The organism is Polaromonas sp. P1_F2 (assembly GCF_056405735.1).
In genome coordinates this window covers 156,508-177,374 of record NZ_JBFUBN010000001.1, presented here as the reverse complement: position 1 = coordinate 177,374, position 20,867 = coordinate 156,508, and the positions used below count along the sequence as shown (strand labels likewise).

Annotated in this window: 27 protein-coding genes; 12 read left to right on the top strand and 15 right to left on the bottom strand. The window is 62.5% G+C overall.

Going from position 1 to position 20,867, the window contains the following annotated elements; translation table 11 throughout:
- Position 1 precedes the first annotated feature (1 nt).
- From AC1D0O_RS00880 to AC1D0O_RS00870, 3 genes are read left to right on the top strand one after another with little or no spacing between them, the layout of a single operon-like run.
- The gene (locus AC1D0O_RS00880; protein WP_477651668.1) at positions 2-190 is read left to right on the top strand and encodes a glutathione S-transferase family protein; all 189 of its coding nucleotides are present in this window, start codon (positions 2-4) and stop codon (positions 188-190) included.
- A 23-nt stretch (positions 191-213) separates the two neighbouring features.
- Positions 214-519: an excalibur calcium-binding domain-containing protein gene (locus AC1D0O_RS00875; RefSeq protein ID WP_477651667.1), complete on the top strand. Its 306-nt coding sequence runs from the start codon at positions 214-216 to the stop codon at positions 517-519.
- Between the two features lie 56 nt (positions 520-575).
- On the top strand, positions 576-833 hold the full coding sequence (locus AC1D0O_RS00870; protein ID WP_477651666.1) for a hypothetical protein: 258 nt from the start codon (positions 576-578) through the stop codon (positions 831-833).
- A gap of 9 nt (positions 834-842) precedes the next feature.
- On the opposite strand, the gene AC1D0O_RS00865 is transcribed toward AC1D0O_RS00870, so the two are convergent.
- Together AC1D0O_RS00865 and AC1D0O_RS00860 are read right to left on the bottom strand one after the other, a co-directional pair.
- On the bottom strand, positions 843-1,103 hold the full coding sequence (locus AC1D0O_RS00865; RefSeq protein ID WP_477651665.1) for a UBP-type zinc finger domain-containing protein: 261 nt from the start codon (positions 1,101-1,103) through the stop codon (positions 843-845).
- 11 nt (positions 1,104-1,114) lie between these two features.
- Positions 1,115-2,821, bottom strand: coding sequence for an FAD-dependent oxidoreductase (locus tag AC1D0O_RS00860; RefSeq protein ID WP_477651664.1), 1,707 nt, complete (start codon positions 2,819-2,821; stop codon positions 1,115-1,117).
- 151 nt (positions 2,822-2,972) lie between these two features.
- Between AC1D0O_RS00860 and AC1D0O_RS00855 the strand changes: the two genes are divergently transcribed.
- A complete protein-coding gene (locus tag AC1D0O_RS00855; protein WP_477651663.1) occupies positions 2,973-3,770 on the top strand; it encodes an extensin-like domain-containing protein in 798 nt (265 codons plus the stop codon).
- 10 nt (positions 3,771-3,780) lie between these two features.
- Here AC1D0O_RS00855 and AC1D0O_RS00850 read toward each other — a convergent pair whose 3' ends face one another.
- Together AC1D0O_RS00850 and AC1D0O_RS00845 are read right to left on the bottom strand one after the other, a co-directional pair.
- The gene (locus tag AC1D0O_RS00850) at positions 3,781-4,932 is read right to left on the bottom strand and encodes a DSD1 family PLP-dependent enzyme (RefSeq protein ID WP_477651662.1); all 1,152 of its coding nucleotides are present in this window, start codon (positions 4,930-4,932) and stop codon (positions 3,781-3,783) included.
- Positions 4,933-4,970: 38 nt separating this feature from the next.
- Positions 4,971-5,978, bottom strand: a complete 1,008-nt coding sequence (locus AC1D0O_RS00845) for an ornithine cyclodeaminase family protein (RefSeq protein WP_477651661.1) — start codon at positions 5,976-5,978, stop codon at positions 4,971-4,973.
- 103 nt (positions 5,979-6,081) lie between these two features.
- Here AC1D0O_RS00845 and AC1D0O_RS00840 point away from each other — a divergent pair, with 103 nt between their 5' ends.
- The 5 genes from AC1D0O_RS00840 to AC1D0O_RS00820 all read left to right on the top strand — a co-directional run bounded on the left by AC1D0O_RS00840 (position 6,082) and on the right by AC1D0O_RS00820 (position 12,303).
- Positions 6,082-7,557, top strand: coding sequence for a DHA2 family efflux MFS transporter permease subunit (locus tag AC1D0O_RS00840; RefSeq protein ID WP_477651660.1), 1,476 nt, complete (start codon positions 6,082-6,084; stop codon positions 7,555-7,557).
- Positions 7,558-7,648: 91 nt separating this feature from the next.
- The gene (locus AC1D0O_RS00835) at positions 7,649-8,914 is read left to right on the top strand and encodes a DEAD/DEAH box helicase (RefSeq protein WP_477651659.1); all 1,266 of its coding nucleotides are present in this window, start codon (positions 7,649-7,651) and stop codon (positions 8,912-8,914) included.
- Positions 8,915-9,000: 86 nt separating this feature from the next.
- Positions 9,001-10,086, top strand: coding sequence for a hypothetical protein (locus AC1D0O_RS00830; RefSeq protein ID WP_477651658.1), 1,086 nt, complete (start codon positions 9,001-9,003; stop codon positions 10,084-10,086).
- A gap of 371 nt (positions 10,087-10,457) precedes the next feature.
- The gene (locus tag AC1D0O_RS00825; RefSeq protein WP_477651657.1) at positions 10,458-11,261 is read left to right on the top strand and encodes a hypothetical protein; all 804 of its coding nucleotides are present in this window, start codon (positions 10,458-10,460) and stop codon (positions 11,259-11,261) included.
- Positions 11,262-11,343: 82 nt separating this feature from the next.
- Entirely contained in the window at positions 11,344-12,303 is a 960-nt protein-coding gene (locus AC1D0O_RS00820; protein ID WP_477651656.1) for a ComEC/Rec2 family competence protein, read from the top strand.
- A 79-nt stretch (positions 12,304-12,382) separates the two neighbouring features.
- On the opposite strand, the gene AC1D0O_RS00815 is transcribed toward AC1D0O_RS00820, so the two are convergent.
- From AC1D0O_RS00815 to AC1D0O_RS00790, 6 genes are all read right to left on the bottom strand, one after another.
- The gene (locus AC1D0O_RS00815; protein ID WP_477651655.1) at positions 12,383-12,928 is read right to left on the bottom strand and encodes a CcdC protein domain-containing protein; all 546 of its coding nucleotides are present in this window, start codon (positions 12,926-12,928) and stop codon (positions 12,383-12,385) included.
- A 67-nt stretch (positions 12,929-12,995) separates the two neighbouring features.
- A complete protein-coding gene (locus AC1D0O_RS00810; protein ID WP_477651654.1) occupies positions 12,996-13,409 on the bottom strand; it encodes a type II toxin-antitoxin system PemK/MazF family toxin in 414 nt (137 codons plus the stop codon).
- Positions 13,410-13,446: 37 nt separating this feature from the next.
- A complete protein-coding gene (locus AC1D0O_RS00805) occupies positions 13,447-13,932 on the bottom strand; it encodes an ankyrin repeat domain-containing protein (protein ID WP_477651653.1) in 486 nt (161 codons plus the stop codon).
- 24 nt (positions 13,933-13,956) lie between these two features.
- Positions 13,957-14,421, bottom strand: coding sequence for a hypothetical protein (locus AC1D0O_RS00800; protein WP_477651652.1), 465 nt, complete (start codon positions 14,419-14,421; stop codon positions 13,957-13,959).
- A 142-nt stretch (positions 14,422-14,563) separates the two neighbouring features.
- Positions 14,564-15,067: a hypothetical protein gene (locus AC1D0O_RS00795; RefSeq protein WP_477651651.1), complete on the bottom strand. Its 504-nt coding sequence runs from the start codon at positions 15,065-15,067 to the stop codon at positions 14,564-14,566.
- Positions 15,068-15,069: 2 nt separating this feature from the next.
- Positions 15,070-15,393, bottom strand: coding sequence for a DUF6172 family protein (locus AC1D0O_RS00790; RefSeq protein WP_477651650.1), 324 nt, complete (start codon positions 15,391-15,393; stop codon positions 15,070-15,072).
- A 194-nt stretch (positions 15,394-15,587) separates the two neighbouring features.
- Between AC1D0O_RS00790 and AC1D0O_RS00785 the strand changes: the two genes are divergently transcribed.
- Positions 15,588-16,112 (top strand): hypothetical protein, encoded by a 525-nt coding sequence (locus AC1D0O_RS00785; protein WP_477651649.1) that lies wholly within the window; start codon positions 15,588-15,590, stop codon positions 16,110-16,112.
- Here the strand turns inward: AC1D0O_RS00785 and AC1D0O_RS00780 are convergent.
- Positions 16,109-16,669 carry a helix-turn-helix domain-containing protein gene (locus tag AC1D0O_RS00780; RefSeq protein ID WP_477651648.1) on the bottom strand — a complete coding sequence of 187 codons (561 nt, stop codon included), beginning with the start codon at positions 16,667-16,669 and terminating at the stop codon, positions 16,109-16,111. The two genes, AC1D0O_RS00785 and AC1D0O_RS00780, sit on opposite strands and share 4 nt — an antisense overlap.
- A gap of 96 nt (positions 16,670-16,765) precedes the next feature.
- Here AC1D0O_RS00780 and AC1D0O_RS00775 point away from each other — a divergent pair, with 96 nt between their 5' ends.
- Positions 16,766-17,287 carry an N-acetyltransferase family protein gene (locus AC1D0O_RS00775; RefSeq protein WP_477651647.1) on the top strand — a complete coding sequence of 174 codons (522 nt, stop codon included), beginning with the start codon at positions 16,766-16,768 and terminating at the stop codon, positions 17,285-17,287.
- Between the two features lie 6 nt (positions 17,288-17,293).
- Here the strand turns inward: AC1D0O_RS00775 and AC1D0O_RS00770 are convergent, their stop codons facing one another.
- The 4 genes from AC1D0O_RS00770 to AC1D0O_RS00755 form a co-directional block, all read right to left on the bottom strand.
- Entirely contained in the window at positions 17,294-17,845 is a 552-nt protein-coding gene (locus AC1D0O_RS00770) for a DsbA family protein (protein ID WP_477651646.1), read from the bottom strand.
- A 117-nt stretch (positions 17,846-17,962) separates the two neighbouring features.
- The gene (locus tag AC1D0O_RS00765; protein ID WP_074574576.1) at positions 17,963-18,211 is read right to left on the bottom strand and encodes a hypothetical protein; all 249 of its coding nucleotides are present in this window, start codon (positions 18,209-18,211) and stop codon (positions 17,963-17,965) included.
- A complete protein-coding gene (locus tag AC1D0O_RS00760) occupies positions 18,198-18,563 on the bottom strand; it encodes a hypothetical protein (protein WP_477651645.1) in 366 nt (121 codons plus the stop codon). The genes AC1D0O_RS00765 and AC1D0O_RS00760 overlap by 14 nt, the downstream gene beginning before the upstream one ends.
- A 230-nt stretch (positions 18,564-18,793) precedes the next feature.
- On the bottom strand, positions 18,794-19,696 hold the full coding sequence (locus AC1D0O_RS00755) for a LysR family transcriptional regulator (protein WP_477651644.1): 903 nt from the start codon (positions 19,694-19,696) through the stop codon (positions 18,794-18,796).
- Between the two features lie 164 nt (positions 19,697-19,860).
- Here AC1D0O_RS00755 and AC1D0O_RS00750 point away from each other — a divergent pair, with 164 nt between their 5' ends.
- Positions 19,861-20,817 (top strand): hydroxymethylglutaryl-CoA lyase, encoded by a 957-nt coding sequence (locus tag AC1D0O_RS00750; RefSeq protein ID WP_477651643.1) that lies wholly within the window; start codon positions 19,861-19,863, stop codon positions 20,815-20,817.
- Positions 20,818-20,867 lie beyond the last annotated feature (50 nt).

The window sequence follows — 20,867 nt, the reverse complement described above, 5'->3', positions numbered from 1 at the left end:
GGTGAGCAGCGACACCATGGGGCAGGACGGTGTCACCGCGGACATCGCCTGGCATTTCACGCAAGCCATGCTGCCCGAGGTGGTGAATGCGGCGGACTTTCCGGCTTTGCGTGAGTTCTCGGCGCGGGCCGAGCAGTTGCCTGCGTTCGCGGCGGCGCCGCACAGCGACAAAACCTACCGGAATCCCTGAAAATCCGGCAACATGGCGGACACATGAAACGCCTGTTCGTCATCGCCCTTCTCTGCCTTCTGGGATGGCAGGGCTTCGTCAGGTATCAGGCGAAGCACCTGTCCGTGACAAAAGAACAGCTGCCTACCATCGCCGCTCAGCCGGCCGCCCTGTTTCCCGGCGCGCCGGCATCACCCGCGGCGGCCAGTCCGTTCAAGTGCGACGGCCGGACTTACTGCTCACAGATGACTTCATGCGCAGAGGCAACCTTTTTCCTGAAAAATTGCCCCGGTACCAAGATGGATGGGAACAACGACGGCATTCCCTGCGAGAAGCAGTGGTGCAAATAGCTGCCCACTGAAGTTACCGCAGTGGACTCGCCCGCCCCATCCCGCTAGGATGACGTATGGCCTCCGATCCCATCCCCGACCCGGAACCGAACCCCGAACTCTCCGAGGAAAAAATCAACGAGGCTCGGGATGCCTGGTGCAAAACCTACGTGCATGTCTGGGCCGACCTGTCCAAGGGCAATTACGACAAGGACGCGGTGCAGAAAGCCGCCGACGAGCACTGGCAGCGCAGCCCGCGCTCCAGTCCGGTGATGGTGGCCACGACCGAGTTCACCAAGGCCACCAAGGCGGCGCCACCGCCTGCCGGTCCTTAGAGCCGACTCCTAACCGACTTGCAACTGGTGGTCGTAACACCACATCCAGCTTTCACCAGGCTCGAAGGACTGGATCACCGCGTGTCCCGTCGCCGCATGGTGCTTGCTCGCATGCTGGTTCTTGGAATCGTCGCAGCAACCAATATGGCCACAGTGCACGCACAAGCGCAAATGCATCCAGGTGTCGCCCGTCTTGAGGCACTCCTCGCAGCCTCTTGAATTCGGTGAATGGATTTCAGCGGGGACATGGCTGCAGGGTTTGATACGCATGTGGTTTCCTTTCAGGCGGCAGCAGCGGCGCGCTCCATCGCTGCCAGGTGCTGGTGAATCATCGCGACCGCCGCGGCGCCCTCGCCTATCGCGCCGCCCACGCGCTTGACGGAGCCACTGCGCACGTCGCCCACGGCGAACAGGCCGGGGATGTTGGTTTCCAGCGGCGCGGGTTTGTAGTCGGAGTGCTTGCAGGTCACGCTCTCGCCGGTGCGCACAAAACCGTGCGCGTCTATGGCCACGCCGCAGCTGTCCAGCCAGCCGGTTTCCGGGTCGGCGCCGACGAAGAGAAACACGTTGCGCACCTCGGCGTCATGCTCGGTGCCGCGCTGGCGGTGGCGCCAGGTGACGGCGCTCAGGCCGGCGTTGCCGTCACCGTGCAGCTTGACCACCTCGGTCTGCGGCAGCAGCTCGATATTGGGCGTGGCGCCTATGCGGTCTATCAGGTAGCGCGACATGCTGGCCGCCAGGCTGGGGCCGCGCACCAGCATGTTGACCTTGGCCGCGTGCTGCGACAAAAACACCGCCGCCTGCCCGGCCGAATTGCCGCCGCCCACCAGCACCACCTCGGTCTGGCTGCACATTTTGGCTTCCAGCGCCGAGGCCCAGTACCAGACACCGCGGCCTTCGAACTCGGCCAGGCGCGGCACCTCGGGCCGGCGGTAACGCGCGCCGCTGGCCACCACCACGGTCTTGGCGCGCAGGGTCCGGCCGTCGGTCAGCTTCACATGCAGCTCGCCCTTGATGGCCTTGGCCGCGCAGTCAAGCGACTGGGCCTGCGCCGGGATCAGCATCTCCACGCCGAATTTTTGCGCCTGCACATAGGCGCGGCCGGCCAGCGCCTGGCCCGAGATGCCGGTCGGAAAGCCCAGGTAGTTCTCGATGCGCGCGCTCGCGCCGGCCTGGCCGCCGTAGGCCCTGCAATCCAGCACCATCACCTGCAGGCCTTCCGAGGCGGCATACACCGCCGTCGCCAGGCCGGCGGGCCCGCCGCCCACCACGATCACGTCGAAGAGCTCGGGGTGCTCCAGCGTGTCGACCATGCCCATGCAGCGGGCCAGCTGGTTTTCGCCAGGGTTCACCAGCACCGAGCCGTCGGGGCAGACCGCCAGCACGTCGCCCGCGGCGGCGCCGTACTGCTCCATCAGCGCGGCGGCATCGGTGTCTTGTGCGATGTCCACCACGTGATGCGGTTCGCCGTTGCGGTTCAAAAAGCTTTGCAGCCGCACCACGGCGGCCGATTGCGGCCGGCCTATCAGCACCGGGCCGCTGGCGCCGGCCTCGATCAGCGCCACGCGCCGCAGGATCAGTGCGCGCACCACGCGCTCGCCCAGGTCGGCCTCGGCAATGATCAGCGCGCGCAGCTGGCCGGGCGGCACCAGCAGGGTATCTACGTCGTCCTCGGCATGGCCGTCGACCAGCGCCGGCGCGCCCGAGAGCTGGCCGACCTCAGCCAGGAACTGGCCCGGGCCCTGCGTGACGATGGGCACCACATTGCCCAGGCCGTCGCGCTGCGTGATGGTGACCGAGCCCTTGAGCATCACAAACATGCCGGGGCCGGGCTCGCCGGCGGCGAACAGCCTGTCGCCTTTGCGGAAATGCAGCACCGTGCCGAAGCGGTGGATGCGCGCGATCTCCGCCGCGCTGAGCACGGGAAACATCTGGTGGCGCCGGCTTTCGGCCAGCGGCGGTGGTGTGGGGGTCGGGTCGTCAGCCATCAAAACTCCGTTGCGAAGGGGAACATGAGGGGATGCAATGCTTATGCCCGCATGATGCCGGATCAAGCCAGGGATTGGCGAGATGCATGGCGATTGCTACAAATTTTTTCGTACGGCGAAGCGCCCCGAGGCGCCTCAGCTATAAACAGGCATGCCCCAGGAGCCGTTCCCCACGCAAGACCCGACACCCCCACCGCCAGCCAGGCCCCTGCGCTGGGGCCGCTGGCTGGCGCTGCTGCTGTGGAGCGCCCTCGCCACCGGTGTCTACGGCGTCTACACCGACGTGATCCGGATTCCCCCGCAGCTGAACCCCTGGGCGCCGCTGGACGTGATGGCCCCGCCCGGCCTGCTGACCCGCTACAAGCTCTCGCGTGCGCGCAACGACCCGGAGCGCTGCCAGGCCGCGCTGGCGACCACGGGCATGCAGTACGACATCCTGCCCGACCGCAGCACGGGCGAGGGTTGCGGCTTCCAGAACGCGGTGCGGCTGCGCACGGCGGCGGTCCGCATGGGCGCGCCGTTTCCGCTCAGCTGCCCGATGGCGCTGAGCTTCTTCATGTGGGAAAGGCATGCGCTGCAGCCCGCGGCGCAAAAGCACATGGGCCAGCGCGTGGCCGGCATAGACCACCTGGGCAGTTATGCCTGCCGCAACGTGAACCGCGGCGAAGGCGCGCAGCCCAATGCCCCGGCCCGCGCGCGCAGCCGCCACGCCACGGCCAATGCGCTGGACATCTCAGCCTTGACCCTGGCCGACGGCCAGCGCATCACGGTGCTCAAAGACTGGGCCGGCGAAGACGCCGCCACGCCGCTCAAGCCCAAGGAAATGCTGCTGCGCGAGGCGCACGAAGGCGCCTGCAAATATTTCAAGGGTGTGCTGGGCCCGGACTACAACGCAGTACACAAAGACCACTTTCACCTCGAAACGGGCGGCTACAGCATGTGCCGCTAGAAAGGTCTTTTTACCAGCCGTATAACCGCGGCCAGGTCGCCACTTCGCCGTTCTCCCCGAGCGCATGGTACTCAGGATGCTGCGCACCCGTAGCACAGGCGTGGTTGGGCAAAATGCGCAGCTGCGTGCCAACCGGAAAGCGCGTGGCGATGTCGGTGTCGGGCGCACCTTCGCGCGAGAGAATGCCGTGCTCCTGGTTGGCGCCGCTGAGCACATAACCCGCCAGCACTTCGCCCTCGGCGTCGCAGACCTGGCCGTAGCCGAAGTCGTGGGCCTGCTTCTGCGTGCCGCGGTCGCGGCTCATGGCCATCCAGCCGGCGTCGACGATGGCCCAGCCTTTTTCCACTTGGTGGCCTATCACCGTGGTCAGCACGCTGAGCGCGATGTCGTCCGTGGCGCAGACACCGATGTTGTGCATCACCAGGTCAAAGAACACATACACGCCGGCGCGCACTTCGGTCACGCCCTCGAGCTGCGCCGCCGACAGCGCCGTCGGCGTCGAGCCCACGCTGACCACCGCGCAAGGCAGGCCGGCTTCGCGCAGGCGCTCGGCGGCCTGCACGCAGGCGGCGCGCTCCTGTTCGGCCATGGCCACCAGCGCCTCGGGCGTGTGCAGGTCGTAGCTGGAGCCGGCATGCGTGATCACGCCGCCCAGCAACATGCCGCCTTCGTGCAGCGCACGCGCCACGTCAATCAAGGCGGCCTCGCCGGGCTTGATGCCGGAGCGGTGGCCGTCGCTGTCGATCTCTATCCAGACCTCGAACTTTTCGCCGTGCTCACGGCCGAAATCGGCAATCGCCGCGGCCGAGGCCACGCTGTCGGTGATGATTTTGAGGTCACAGCCCTGGCGCCGCAGCGCCAGCGCCTGCGGCAGCTTGGCCGGCACCATGCCGACCGCATACAGGATGTCGCTGAAGCCGTCGGCATAAAACTGCGCGGCCTCCTTGAGCGTGGAAACCGTGATGCCTTGCGCGCCGGCGGCCAGCTGCGCGCGCGCCACCGGCGTGCATTTGCTGGTCTTGACGTGCGGGCGGAAGCGCACGCCCAGCGCGTTCATGCGCTGCTGCATGCGTTCGATGTTGCGCTGCATGCGCGGCAGGTCGATCACGGCGGCCGGTGTGTCCAGGGCGGCCAGGGGATGGGATTGGGTCGTGGCGGTCAAGGGAATCTCCAGAGCTTTGGTCAAAGGCTTTAAACGGGTCACCAGGGCCAGGCAATGCTCTGGCCCTTGCCGGCAAGGCGCGCGCGCTGCTCCAGCATGCGCGCGACCGTGAGGTCTTGCAAGGCGATGCCGGTCATGTCGAACACCGTGATGTCGCCGGCACCGCGCGCAAAGGCGGCCTTGCCCGACAGCACATCGCCGATTTCAGTGCAGGCGGTTTCAGGCGCCCATTGCAGCTCGCCTATGCCGCGCGACTGGGCGGCGTCGTCGACAAACACGCGTGCCCCGGCCAGCAGGCCTTCGGGCAGCTCGCGCTTGCCCTTGGTGTCGCTGCCCACCGCATTGATGTGGGTGCCGGGCTGGACGGCGGCTGCATCGAACAGCGGGCCCTTGCCGGTGGTCGCCGTGATCACCACGTCGCTTTGGGCCACGGCGGCATTCACGTCCGCCGCATGCGTGATGACGCAGGGGCCGGCAAACGCCGCTTCAAACGCGGTCTTGGGCAAGCCGTCGGCCGTGGCGTAAAACACCTGGCGCAGCCCGGGCAACTGGCGAATGGCAAAGCGCAGCTGCGCCTGCGCCTGCACGCCGGTGCCGAACACGCACACCGTGCGGCTGTCGGGCCGCGCCAGCTCCAGGCCCAGGCCGCCGGCGGCGCCCGTGCGCTCGGTGGTGACGGCGTTGCCGTCGATCAGGCAGGTCGGCCGGCCGGTGGCGGGGTCTATCAGCATGATGGTGGCCTGGTGGGCGTCGGCGCCCCTCGCGGGATTGCCGGGCCAAAAACCTGCTGCCTTGAAGCCCAATAAGGACTGCGTCCCCACGTCGCCCGACTTGATGCCGAACACGCCGCCGGTGGCCAGCCTTTCACGCACCAGGGAGAACACACGGCCCTCTCCCTGGCTGTGCAGCACAAAGGCCTCGCGCGTGGCCGCCAGCACATCGGCGGGAAGCAGCATGGCCTCGACCGCGTGTTTGTCCAGCAGCAGCAGTTGGGCATCGGCCGGCCTGCTTGCCTTGGAGGGCGGAGAACTGGCAGGATGGGGCATGGGTGGCTGCGCGCTAGGTGTCGTCATCTGGAAATATTATCCATTATCAGACAATTTGTCAAACAACCAAATCACCTCCAGACTCACGACCGCAGGAGACCCCATGCCCGCCAGCCCACACGCCCCTTGTGATGAAGGCATCATCCGCGCCCAGTCCGGCGACTGCGGCCCGACGGCGCACCCCAAGCTGGCGCTGGCCGCCACGGTGCTGGGCTCCTCCATGGCCTTTATCGACGGCTCCGTCGTCAACATCGCCCTGCCCGCCATCCAGCGCGACCTGGCCGGCGATTCGGCCTCCGGGCTCGCCGAGATGCAATGGGTCATCAATGCCTATTTGCTCCTGCTGGGCTCGCTGGTGCTGGTGGGCGGCTCACTGGGCGACCGCTTCGGCCGGCGCAAGATCTTCATCATCGGCATCGCACTGTTCACCGCCGCCTCGGTCGCCTGCGGGCTGGCGCCCGGGCCGCTCGCGCTGATCGCGGCGCGCGCGTTGCAGGGCGTGGGCGCGGCGCTGCTGGTGCCGGCCAGCCTGGCCATCATCGGCAATGTGTTCGAGGGCGAGGCACGCGGCAAGGCCATCGGCACCTGGGCCGCGTGGGCGGCGATCACCGGCGCGGCCGGGCCGGTGCTGGGCGGCTGGCTGGTCGATGCCGTGTCGTGGCGCTCCATCTTCTTTTTGAATGTGCCCATGGCCGTGGCCACCGTGTGGCTGGCCCTCTACGCCGTGCCCGACAGCCGCGACCCCGACGCGCCAAAGCAGCTCGACTGGCCCGGCGTGCTGCTGGTGGCCAGCGGCCTGGGCGGCCTGACCTACGGCCTCACGCTGGCGCCCGAGCGCGGCTGGCAGGCGGCGAGCGTGCTGGGCCCCATCGTCGGCGGCGCGGTGCTGCTGCTGGCATTCGTCTATGTGCAGGCCCGCACACGCGCGCCCATGATGCCGCTGGAGCTGTTCAAGTCGCGCGACTTTGTGGGCACCAATTTGCTCACGCTGCTGCTCTACTTCGCGCTCAGCGGCGCGCTGTTCTTTCTGCCCTTTGTGCTGATAGGCGCTTTCAAGTATTCGGCCACCGCCGCGGGCGCCACCTTGCTGCCCTTCTCCCTGCTGCTGGGTTTCCTGTCGCCGGCCACCGCCAAGTTCACCGAGCGTTTCGGCGCGCGCGCCATGCTGATGGCCGGGCCGGCCCTGGCCGCCGCGGGCTTTGCGCTGCTGGCCCTGCCGGGCGTGGGCTGGCCTTACTGGGCCGGTTTTTTCCCGGCCATGCTGGTGCTGGGCCTGGGCATGACGATTGCCGTCGCGCCGCTGACCACCACCGTCATGAACGCCGTACCCGCCACGCACGCCGGCATCGCCTCCGGCATCAACAACGCCGTCGCGCGCGTCGCCGGCCTGCTGGCCGTGGCCCTGCTGGGCGTGGTGTTTGCCGCCGCGCTGCGCGGGCCGGTGCAATCGGCCTCGCCTGAATTGCTGGTCGCGGCCTTTCGCTGGGTGGTGCTGGGCTGTGTGCTGTGCGCGCTGGGCGCCTCGGCTTGCGCGCTGCTGTTTCTGGCGCCGGCCGGGGCCAAAGGCGCGCGGCCTTAAACTTGGGGCTTCGGGTGGCCCTGCCGGGCCCGCCCCACGCGGCCCACACCGCGCCAACACCGCGTCTTCCCACCCTCCTCCACACCACCCCATGCCATTTTCTTCACTGGGTTTTTCGCCCGCGCTGCTGCCCCTGCTCCTGCGCGCCCTGGACGAAAAAGGCTATACCGCCCCCACGCCCATCCAGCAGGCCGCCATCCCGGCCGTCCTGCAAGGCCGCGACCTCGTGGCCTCGGCCCAGACCGGCTCCGGCAAGACGGCCGCGTTTACGCTGCCGCTGCTGCAGCACCTGGCCACCACGGCCGCACCCGCCGGCCACCGGCCCGTGCGCGCGCTGATCCTGGTGCCCACACGCGAGCTGGCCGCGCAGGTCGGCGAAGCCATCGTCGGTTTTGCGAAATTTTTGCCGCAGCGCATCAAGGTCGCTGTGGTATTCGGCGGTGTCTCCATCAACCCACAGATGATGAATTTGCGCGGCGGCGCCGACATCGTGATCGCCACACCGGGCCGCCTGCTTGATTTGATAGACCACAACGCGCTGACGCTGGCGGGCACCACAAGCCTGGTCCTCGACGAAGCCGACCGCCTGCTCGACCTGGGCTTTGGCGAGGAACTGAATCGCATCCTGGCCCTGCTGCCAGCCAAACGCCAGACCTTGTTCTTTTCAGCAACCTTCCCGCCCGCGATTGAAGCCCTGGCGGAAAGCCTGTTGCGCGACCCGCTGCGCATAGCCGTCGAGCCCGTGGCGCAAGCCGTTCCCGACATCACCCAGCGCGCGATAGAAGTCGACGCCCCCCGCCGCACCCAGCTGCTGCGCCACCTGGTCCAGACCCAGAAGTGGGAGCGTGTGCTGGTCTTTGTCGCCACCAAACACGCGGCCGAAATCGTCGCCGACAAGCTGCGCAAGGTAGCCATCGAAGCCGAACCCTTCCACGGCGAACTGAGCCAGGGCAAACGCACCCAGGTGCTGCAGGACTTCAAGATCAAAGCCGTGCAAGTGGTAGTCGCCACCGACGTCGCCGCACGCGGCATAGATATCGCGCAACTGCCCGTCGTCGTGAACTACGACCTGCCGCGCTCGGTCACCGACTACACCCACCGCATAGGCCGCACCGGCCGCGCAGGGGAAGCGGGTGTGGCCGTGAGTTTTGTGAGCGCGGACACCGAGGCGCATTTCAAGCTGATTGAAAAGCGGCTCGGCATCAAAGTCGCACGCGAACAGGTCGCGGGTTTTGAGCGGGTGGAGGTGGCGGCGATGAACCCGGTCGATCCCGCTGGGACGGGTGGGGTCAAGGGGAAGCGGCCTAGCAAGAAGGATAAGTTGCGGGCTGCGGCGAAATCCACAGGCAATGGATGAGGTCATAGCAAGAACTGCCGTCACCGCTTAGGAATCTTTCCAAACGCTATTCAAATGCGTTCATAGTTAAAAAGCAGGAGGGGAGCATGGTAGACAAAGGTTTTGAAGAATTCGGTAAATCAGTAGGCAAATCATTCGGTGACGTCGTTGCCGAGCGATTCTCCAACCCCCTTATTACCAGCTTTGTCGTAGCCTGGTCATTGTGGAACTACAAGTTCTTCGTAATTCTGTTTTCCAATGCGTCAATCAGAGAGACTTTCCGCCTTATCGCAGAAGTAAGATTTCCAGATACCTACGCATGGTTCTTAAACGGCTTTTTCTGGCCGCTTGTATTTACGGCAATCTATATCTTTTTCCTACCCTACCCCTCGCGGGTGGTTTATCGGTTTTGGAAAACCTCTCAGAAGCGCACCAATGACATCAAACAACAAATCGAAAATCAAGCTCTTCTAACGCTGGAAGAGTCACGAGAGCTGCGCGCACGAGAACGCGCGCTACAAGACAAGCTCAGTGCAGCTATAAACGAAACCTCCAAACTCAACGATGATCTTCGTGTTCTGGATGAACGCGCACTTAAAGCCGAGGCGGCATTCAATGAGACTAGCGCGCTCCTAAATAATCGCGCGACAGCATTAACGGCGACCGATCACGCGCTTGAGTTTGCAAACTCAAAGCTGGGGCAACCCCTATCCATTGAATTGCTTGAAGAAATCCGTAAGCAGATCGAAAAATTAAAGGCGGGTATTAAACCTTCAGAGGCAGAGGAAACCATCTCCAATATGACTACAACTGAAGACCGAAATCCTGATGGCGACGGACCGGACAACGTAGTCGCAAACCCGGCACCGTCAAGTGTGGCGTTCCCTCTTCATGTTGGTGACGTTGTTAGGAAGATGCGTGAGACTAACAGCGCCGTCTCCGCTGGATTAGGACCAAACGATCTGAGTCAAAAGGAACAGGCAATGCTTATCTCCATTGCAAGAAATGGGCCTCTTGGACGATCGCAAATAGTTGACACAGCCCCAGACAAAATTGAGAGCGCCTACATTCTTGATAGCTTGATTGCCCGAAAACTTGTTCTACGAACAGGCGCGACAAGAGCGCTCTTTCGTTATGAAGCAAGTCATGAAGGTCGGGGGTATCTGGTCAACCGAGGACTAACCCAAAGCTAGAGAATTTCGGCTTAAGCGCTTTGCCACTCAGACATCAACATTGAAGTTGAGCTTGGTGGCACTGGCTATCTCACATCAAAGATTCAGATTGCGTTTGAACAAGTGCGTCGTGTTGATCCCATGAATTCTGGGGGCACTGACATATCCAAAGGCCGCCTGACAAGAGGAACAGTAGGGTCGGTCAAGAAACGACGAAAAAATTCCTCAGGCTCAGGGGCCAAAGGCGACGGCCACCTCAACCAAGGCGAAGGGCTACAGCTCGCTTCTAGTTAGTTTGTAGGAGTGACAACGTGTAACACTCCGCCCATACTAGCCTCTGCTATTCGGTTCGATGCAGCACGCAGCCGACGACTATAGCGAAGAGGTAATCCATGAGCTTTGGCGCACTAATTGAGAGCCTAAAAGATCCGTATGAGAAAAAAGCCAGAGTTTTTCCGGGGCTTTTGGTTTTGATGCCTCTACTGGTCCCTTTGCTATGGATTTTTGGTCCTAAAAATCCAGTGCTCACGGCCCTACTGGGGCTCATCGGTAGCTGCGGTGTCATTTACGCGCTTGCAAGTATCTCTCGCGGAATGGGCAAACGCCTAGAAGAGAAACTGGTCGCGCAATGGGGAGGAATGCCAACCACATTAATACTGCGGCATCGGGATTCCTTTTTAGACAATCACAGCAAGCGCCGTTACCACGATGAGATAAAACTAAAGCTGGGTATAGAGCTACCCAGCGCCGCAGACGAAGATGCGAATCCGACGGCAGCTGATGACACCTACGCAGGAGTAACGCGCCAACTAAGAGAGCTCACTCGCGATAAATCACATGCGCTTCTGCTCAAAGAGAACATTGCGTATGGATTCCACCGGAATATGCGAGCAATGCGGCCAATTGGCATATTCAGTTGCCTAGTAGGAGGCGCTCTCGGATTGGTGCTGAGTGGGGTCATCCAACTTAAACCAATACTCGTCGATTTTTCCAATCTCGCAGAACCAGGATTGCCTGGTGGAATCACTCTTGCCGTTGCAATTAGCTTATTGGTTGCATGGGTGTATTTCGACGAGTCTGCGGTCAAAAGAATGGGATATGTATACGCCGAAAGATTGTTTGAATCTCTCAAATCCCTGCCCAATAGCCGCAAAGTTACGGCGGCGCGAAACAAAAACAACCAGGACCATAGTTGAGTTTCTGACTAGTTGCGTAGTCAGACTATCAACCAATGTTCAACAAGCACGCCTGTCCTCCATCATTTCAAAAGGGCTTTAAATGCTACGCGTTCATTTTTTAAATGTTGGGCACGGCGATTGCACGATCATTAAGCATCCATCTGGAAACCTCACAGTTATTGACATAAATAATTCTCAAAACTACGACCCTGAAACTATGAAGGAAATCGTTTCAGAGGAACTTCAGAAGACGCCTCGAGCCTCTTTGGGATTGCTAGCGTATATTGCCGCCGAGGCGAGAATAAAAGAAGTTGCAAATAGCGAGTTGACTGACCCTATTGAGTTTCTCAAAGCTCACTATCCAAATGAAACCCCTTTTCGCTTCATCCTCACACATGCAGATCTTGATCACATGCGCGGCATAAAAAAACTATATGAGCATGTTGGATTTACAAATTTTTGGGACACGCGTCATACAAAACCAACACCTACTTTCCAAAGTGAGAGTGACAAGGAGAACTGGGAGTTTTATACAAACCTGCGCGAAGGGAAAATCACAGGTATCTCTCCACGGTTTTATACCCGCGGTGACCGCATGTTTGCATTTGGCACAAATAGCGATGGGCAACCAGGCGGGGATCGGATAGAAATTCTTTCCCCGACTCCTTCCTTAGCAGAGGCTAGCAACATCGCTCAAAACTGGAACAACCATAGCGTCGTAATCAAAGTTTCCCATGGAGGCTGGAGCTGCTTATTACCCGGTGACGCCGAAGACAATGCCTGGGAAATTATGGCTGACCACTACGGAGGAGACTTAAAGTCAAATGTTTTAAAGGCCAGTCATCATGGTCGCGATAGTGGCTTTTTTTTGAAGGCTGTACAGTTGATTTCTCCCGACAGAACCATAGTATCCGTTGGAAAAAAACCTGACACAGACGCTTCAAACAAATACAGACACCACTCTAAGTCCGTGTCTTCAACGAGGTACCACGGCAACATTGAATATCAGGTACAGGATGATGGAAGCAGTAGATGTTTCGTAGATCGAAACTGGGACTAGCTCCGATCTATTGGTTTTTTTGTCGAGATTTTTTCGGTGAAAAGTCATGCCCGAGTCAATCTAGCAAGTTGGTGAGGTCTTAAGCATCTCGCCCCAGCGCTTCACGCACCCTCTTCGCCCGCAGAACACCCAAGCGCCACCGGACAAGGCCGATTGCGTAGCGGATGTAGTAGCCCGCCAGCAAGCCAAAGACAGCCAGTGTGAGCGGGCTCCGTGCGAAATCACCGACGCCGTTCGGCATCCCCGGTGCGATGAGGTAGACCTCGAACAGGCGATAAATAATGCGGCCAACGAACAACAGTGACAGCGCAATGCCCAGGTGCGCATTGGGCGTGTAAAACAGGCCTTCGGGTGTCGGTTCGAAGCGCGTCTTGCGCAGCCCGAAGGTGCCGAGCAAAACGCCAAGGCCCAGGCCGCCCGCAAGCCAGCCCAGCCGGTCAAGATGCGCATGCGCGGCGAAGCCCAGCAGGACGATCAAGACGGGAAAGATTGCCAGCGTGATCCACGGGCGAATCCTCGACAGGCGCTGCCGCCCCACCATGCGGCGAAAACGGGCGTAGACGCGCCACGCGACCAGTGGAAGAAGCACAAGCAACGTGATGGTGGAGGAGCCCGGTGCTGGCATGGTGTTGGCCTTCAGGTGTCAAGCATGGATGCGGACGGCGGGACGTATCTGGAAGATGAGACGGAGGCTAACGATTGAGAAAGGATGCCTGCAAGAAGCGCATCCCCGCCAGTATCTGCTGAACCCGTTCATCCGACAACGACCCTATGTGCGCGCCCAATCGTGTCTTGTAAACCGAAGACAGCTGCGACACCACCACCACGCTCTGTTTCTCGAGGTTCCCTTCGCCGGGCTCCAGCAAGACATTGCCCGGCTCCGTCGCGCGGTTGAGGTTGGAGGTCAGCGCGCAAACAACCACGGTGCTGATGCGCGAGCGGTTGAATACGTCGTCTTGCACGATGACATGGGGATGCGGGGAGCCTGGGATGGAACCGCGCGAGGGGTCGGCTTCAATCCAGAATATGTCGCCCTGCTTGAAGGTGTCGGGGAATGGGCCTGGCGGGGCTTGTGGGTCTCTGTCCATAAGGTCGTAGTTTCTCACCGCGGACGTCCGCCGCTTCAGGCGATGCGGCCCGACATCAAGGAGTCGCTCCCGCCTTAATCAACAGCTTGGCCACTCTACCGTGGCCTGCTTCACGCGCCTGGGCCAAAGCGGTGTCGCCCCACTTCGAAACTTCATTGAGACTCGCACCCGCTTTGACAAGAAGTTTGACAGCACGAATGTGGCCACGGCTGCTTGCCTGCATCAGGGGCGTCTGCGTATCACCATCCGCGCTGTTCACGTCGGCGCCCGCACCCAGAAGAAGCTGAAGTATTTCCGTCCGGTCGTGGGAAGCGGCGAAGGTCATGAAGGTGGGCGATGCGCGGCTGTCCTTGCGCAGGTTGGGATCAATCTTGCCGGCAATCAAGGCTTTGACCTGAACCACGTCATTGCGCTCTATGGCTCGCATCATCAAATCGTAGTTGTCGGCCGCGGCGACTACGGTTGCGAAAAACAGGCCCAACAGAAAAAACACGAATCGCTGCAGGCGCTTTTTTTGGCTACGGCTCAATGGGAGCAACATTTTCTGCTTTCGAGGGTTGGGCGCCTATTGGCTTTTACGTTCCTTGAGCGCGTTCTTTTTGGCGACGATGTCCTTGCACTTCCCGGCGAGCGCCTGCCAGGCAGCGCCGTCACCGGCAACACGCACCCACCTGGCTCCGCGCAGATCGGCCTCGCCGAAAGAGCTCCGGACACGCGCGAAGTCTTCCTTGTGCAGCCGGGCAAACACGGGTGGGTTCTTCTCATCGCATCCGGAAGTAAGCTCACCTGAATAAGAACTGCAGCCGCGAAGTACCAGCACGCCCTTATTCAAGTCCGCGGCGCCGCTGGCAGCGTAAGAAGATCCCCACTCGGCCGTCCATCGATAGCCGCCGCCCTCACGGTCCACCGATAGCAGTGTGTGGCTCCAGGGTGATGCGGGATCACAGGAAATCCACGCACCCGATAAATCCGCCGCGCGTGCAAATGCCGGCAGCATCGCCAGCAAGAGCGCTGCGGCAGTTGCCTTCATGAAACTTGCCTTATTCCCCGTCAACCCAATCATCATCACCCCCCATTGCGTACCCTGGCGACCCGCACCCCACCCTTCACCACCACTTCCACATAAAACTCCGGCCCGTCTTGAGCGGACTTCGCCCTCCTGCGGGAGCGGCTTAGGGACGGGCGTCTTTAGGTGCGTCCGGCTTGGGCACATCCTTCACCCGCACAAAGTATTCACGCAGATGAAGACTCGCCGAGTTGTCTTCGCCTCCTGCGTACACCCACAGCATGTCCGGGCTGATGAAGTTATAGACAATGATGGCGTCCCTGCCGGTCACTGGCGCAACGGTTTTGATGGCAACCGAATCCGAAGCAACGCCCAGGACACGGTAGGGATGGGTTTCGCGAAAGCCTGTCAATGGCCTCTTTCGGCCCTCCTGCGTTCGCGTCTCCAAATCTGGCAGATCAAAAGTAAGGGTATCCGCCGTAAAGGTCAGGGTGAGATGACCCATTATCTGGGAGAGAAACAGGGCCGTCTTGCTCTCAAGCTTTGCGCGTTCTGTATTGAAGCGCATGCTGATATCGGAGTCGGACTTCCACTGGCCGACAAGATTCGGGTCCGCATTCGCCGCCGTGGCAAATGCCATCATCAGCAGGAGTGCAAAGAGCCTGCGCATGCTTATTCGACGTCGGCGAAATCATCCTCACCCTCGTTGCGCGCCCGCGGGACTTTGACCCCGCCCTTGGCCAGCACCTCCACATAAAACTGCTCGCCGCCGTCCTTGACGATCTCGTCAATCGACTTGATCAGGTCGGCCACGGAGACCACAGCCGCAGAGGCTTCGCTATAGCCTGACTTGCAATCGAAGTCCCAGAAGTCGATGCCCGTGGGCAGGGCCTTGGCGCGTTCGCGTTTGAGGTATTTGCGGATGTCGTGTTTGGCGGCTTCGAGCAGGCGCTCGCGGTTCTTGCCTTCGACCTTCAATTGGAAAGTTTTTTTCATAGTACTTTGGTGTCAGTGCGCGGCCTGTTGTGGCCACGCTTGCTACCGATTATCGGGCCGTAGCCACATGGCCCGCAAAACCGTAGGCAAAAGCAGTGCCGCGGGCCACAATTTGCGCGGCATGGCGTTTGCTTGCTGCGAAGGCCTGCTTATTCAACCCACGGCCTGGCCTTGCCGGGCACCAGGAGATTCCGATGATCTATGGTTTGACCTACCTCGGTGTGATCCACACCGCCATCAGCCTGGTGGCCGTCGCGGCCGCGCTGATCGCCTTTTTTCGCGACAAGGAAATCATTGCCGCGTCCACCCTGGGCAAGGTGTATATCTGGACCACGGTGCTGACCTGCCTGACGGCCTTTGGCATCTTCCAGCATGGCGGCTTCGGCAAGCCGCATGCGCTGGGCATCATCACCTTGCTGGTGCTGGGCATTGCCTGGGTGGCGGGCACCACCAAGGTGCTGGGCCGGGCCTCGGCCTATGTGGAGACGCTCAGTTATTCGATCACCTTTCTGTTACACATGATCCCGGCGATCACCGAGACCTCGACGCGCCTGCCACTCGGTGCGCCGCTGCTGGCCAGCCCCGAGGCGCCTGAGCTCAAGGCGGCCACGGGCGTGCTGTTGCTGCTGTACATCATTGGCGGGGCGCTACAGGTGCGGCGCATACGGGCACGGAACGCGGCGCAGGCGGTTTCACTGCCGGGTTCAGCGGCGGTCTAAGCTCCGGGGCTGATGACCAGCAAATAGCGGCAGCCGCTGCGCCCCAAAGTTTTGAAGACCAGCGGGCGGTCCACGCCGAAATCCAGGCAGTCGCCGGGTTCGAGTTCAAAGACCTCGTCGCCGTAGTCAATGCGCAAGCCGCCTTCGACCAGCCAGAGGCGCTGGCGGTAGGGCTGGCCTGTCCAGCGCGGGTAGGCGACGCGGGTGGAACGCGGCAGTTCGACCTCGACCATCTCGGCGCCCTCCCCGGTACCGCGCTCGGCGACCTGGCGGCGCAGGTAGCCGGCTTCGGGGTCCCGCCAGACCTCCTGGTCCGCCTTCTTGCGCAGCCGGCGGCCGGCGTCCTTGTCTTCTTCAGTGAGCAGTTGTGCGAGCGGCACGCCCAGGCCGGCGGCGAGGCGGCCCAAAATCATGGCGGTGGGGCTGCTTTCGGCGCGCTCGACCTTGGAGATCATGGCCTTGCTGACGCCCGAGACCTCGGCCAGTGCAGCCAGGCTCAGGCCCTGGGCCTGGCGCAGGGCCAGCAGCCGGGAGGCGATCAGGGCGTCAATCGTCATGGCGGTCCTTGGGTAAAAATCTAACGTCTATCATAAGGGATTAATAATCTCTTATAGTAGACGAATCCCAATCCCTCCTTCCGAAAGGATTTCCCCATGCATCCCGTCCTGTGCACCGAAGAACGCCATGCCGGCCAGATCCTGGCCATCTTCAACGAGGCCATCGTGAACTCCACGGCGCTCTACGACTACAAGCCGCGCGCGCCCGAAAGCATGGCGGCCTGGTTCGCCACCAAGCGCGCGAACGGCTTTCCGGTGATCGGCATCGAAGACGACGGCGGCAAGCTGCTGGGCTTTGCGAGCTATGGGACCTTCCGCGCGTTTCCGGCCTACAAGTACACGGTCGAGCATTCCGTCTATGTGGAGAAAGACAGCCGCGGCCAGGGGCTGGGGCGCAGGCTGCTGGAGGCGATTGTCGCGAAGGCCGAAGAGCAAGGCATGCACGTGCTGGTGGGCGCGATAGACCTGGACAACACGGCAAGCATGGAGCTGCACAAGCGCCTGGGCTTTGAGCACTGCGGCACGATCAGGCAGGCAGCTTTTAAATTCGGCCGCTGGCTGGATTTGGCGTTTCTGCAGAAGACCTTAAAGACACCTCTACAACCTGTCGACGGTTGAGAGGCTCTAGGCTTGCTGCCCCAGGGCTTTGTCAATCGCCTCATGCAGATGTTGCAGCCCAAAAGACACATCGCAGAACACGCCGTTGACGTAAAACGCCGGCGTTGAGCGCACGCCGAGGTGGCGGCCGGTTTGCATGTGCTCCTGCACGCGCTGCAGGTAGACGTGGTCGCTCATCTCGTTCTGGTAGCGCGCCATGTCGAGGCCGACCTGGGTGGCGTAGTCGAGCAGGTTTTTGTCCTTGAGGTGCTGCTGGTGGGTGAAGAGCAGCTCGTGCATGGGCCAGAACTTGCCCTGGGCGCCGGCGGCCTCGGCCGCTTCGGCGGCGAGCTCGGCGTGCGGGTGCACTTCGCGCAGCGGAAAGTGCCGGAAGACAAAACGCAGTTGCTGGCCGAAGTGCGGCAGCATGACCTTGAGGGCCGAATGGGCCTGGAAGCAGGAGGGGCACTCAAAGTCGCCGTACTCGACCAGCGTGACCGGGGCGGACGCGCGTCCGCGGATGTGGTCTATGGCGTCGTCGGGTTCAAGCACCGGGTCCGGCGTGGGCAGGGAGGCCATGGAATCACCTTTCTTCAACTGTTCAATGGAGTATTGGCACAGTATGGCCCCGGGCCGCGGCGTGATCAAGGCGCCACGCCGGCCAAAGGCAGGAAGCGGTGAAACAGTCTGTGTAGGTCAGCCCTGGTTGGCCGCGTTTTCGAGGGCTTCGTCGAGCGCCTTGCAGGAGGGCGAGCACACGGCCTGGGACTTGCCCAGCACCTTGCGCGTGCCCATCAGGGAACGGGCGCGGTGCTTGCCGCACATAAAGCACGACATGGTGGCCGCGCCGAACGAGGTGGTGGCGGCGAACGGGGAGCCCGAGACCTTGGACTTGTAGCGCAGGCCGTCTGCGAGGACAGCGGTTTTGGCGTCAGCTCTTGCCATGGTGTGGATCTTCCTTCGGTTGGGGGTTTGGACGGTTCATGGCCTTGTCGATGGCCGCTTTGGCCTGCTGCTCGGCGGCGAGCGAGGCATCCAGCGCGGACCGGCACAGGCCGGCGTACTGGTAGTTCACGTTTTCATACAGCTCGGCGGCGGCCGGATGGGTGTCCAGCAGCGCGCCCAGCGCCATACCCGGCTCCACGTCGCCCAGTTCGTTGACGAGGTGCAGCACGACGGAGCGGTATTGCTCGGCGCCTACAGGCACCGCGCTGTGCTCCAGGCGCTCGAGCAACTCGGCCAGCACGTGGGTGACCGTGAGGTCGGTCTTGTGGGGATGGGAATGGGTGGCGTTCATGCAGTGAATTTGGGGCTTCCTTCCCCAAAATCAAGCGCCGTGGCCGGCCAGGACGCCGGCCTTTCGGCGGCTGCCGGACCCGTTTGGGCCTAGCCTGGATCAGCCCTGCACGCTATATTTTCTATAGCTGGTGACGCTTGTCTGCCGTGGGTTGGAGGCTTATTTTAACGCAAAAGGACGGCGGCCGCTTTCACCGCCCCTCGAGAGGGGGTTTTAAGGGCCTGCGCCGCTCAGGCCGTCGAGGTATCCGCCAGGTGCCTGACCAGCAGCCTGGCCGCGGCCGACAGGCCCGCCTCGTCGCGAAAGCAGATGGCGAAACGGCGCCTGGCCCAGGCATCGGTCAGCGGCAGCACGCGCAGGCCGTAGGTGCGGGCATAGGGCTCGGCGACCTCGCGCGGCACCACGCTGATGGCCAGGTTGGCGCGCACCACGCGCAGCGCAGCTTCGAAGTTGGAGACGATGACGCGATGCACGACGGCCTTGCCCTTGAGCGCGGCCGCGCGCTGCAGCAGCACCTGCACCGCGCTGTGCGCTGGCAGGCTCACGTGCTCGTGGTCCAGCGTCTGCTCGAAGCTCAAACTCTCGTGGCCGGCCAGCGGGTGCGAGGGGTGCAACACGATGCCGAGGTGGTCATGGCGATAACCGCAGGATTGCAGGCCCGACAGGTCGGCCGCGTCCCAGCAGATGCCGACCGAGGCCACGCCCTCCTTGATGCCGCGAATCACCTCAGGGCTGACGCGCTCTTCCATGGTGACGCGGATGTCGTGGTGCGCCTGGACCTGCAAAAAAGCCGCCACGTCGTCGGCCAGCGATTCGGCCATGACGGACGCCGTGGCCAGGATGCGCACCTGGCCGCGCACGCCCAGCGCATAGGCGCCCATGTCGCGCTCGATCTGGTCGGCGCTGGCGAGAATGGCGCGTGCATGCTCCAGCAGGCTCTCGCCGGCCGGTGTGGGCTCCACGCCATGGCGGCGGCGCAGCAGCAGCGGCGTGCCGACCGTGTCTTCAAGCTGGGCCAGCCGCTTGCTGATGGCCGAGCCGACGATGTTGGCCTGCTCAGCCGCCCGGGCGATGCTCCGGGCGTCGCAGACGGCGGCAAAGAGGCGCAGGGTGGTCATGTCGAGGTCTCTCATGCCTTGTCTCCTGAGGGTGTTTGTGGTGTTTGCGGTGGCTAGATGTTCCCAACAGGAACACCATAACTTCCAAAATTGCAAAACCAAACGTTTCAGGAAATTCTAAACTGAGGCACAGCCCCCAGAACCCTGCAGAACCCCTGCATTCTTCGGAGACAAGCCCAGTGAATACCGCATCCACCCTGCCCCAGCGCGTCAGCATCCGCGAAGTCGGCCTGCGCGACGGCCTGCAAAGCATTGCCGCCGTCATGCCCACCGCCCGCAAGCTGCAGTGGATCCGGCAAGCCTACGACGCCGGCCAGCGCGAAATCGAGGTCGGCTCTTTTGTGCCCGCGCGGCTGCTGCCGCAACTGGCCGACACCGCCGAACTGGTGGCTTTTGCGAAAACACTGCCCGGCCTCACGGCCTCGGTGCTGGTGCCCAACCTCAAGGGGGCCGAGCGCGCCATCGAATCCGGCGCGCACCTGATGCTGCTGCCGATCTCGGCCAGCCACGCCCACAGCCTGGCCAACCTGCGCAAGACGCCCGATGAGGTGGTTGCGGAGATCGCCCGCATACGCGACCTGCGCGATGCCTCGGGCAGCGCCATTCGTATCGAAGTGGGCTTCAGCACCGCTTTCGGCTGCACGCTGCAAGGCCGCGTCGAGCCCGCCGAGGTGCTGCGGCTGCTGCAAGCGGTGCTGGACGCCGGCGCCGACTGCGTGGGCCTGGCTGACACCGTCGGCTACGCCGACCCGGAAATGGTTCGCGCCTTGTTCGAACAGGCCCTCCCTATCGCCGGCGAACGGCTCAACTGTGGCCACTTTCACGACACGCGCGGCATGGGCATCGCCAATGTGTATGCGGCCCTGCAAAGCGGTATCACGCGTTTTGACGCCTGCCTGGCCGGCATAGGCGGCTGCCCGCACGCGCCCGGCGCCAGCGGCAACGTGGCCAGTGAAGACCTGGCTTATATGTTCGCCAGCATGGGCATTAAAACCGGCATTGCCTTCGACAAACTGATGGCCTTGCGCGGCCAGGTCGCGGGCTGGCTTGAAGGCGAGAGCCTGCACGGCACGCTGTGGCGCGCGGGCCTGCCCAAAACCATGCGGCCGGCTGAAACGGCTTCGGCAACGGCCTAAACTCATTGCTTGCCCACCCGGCCAGCGCCTTGCTTTCCTCACCTGAACAC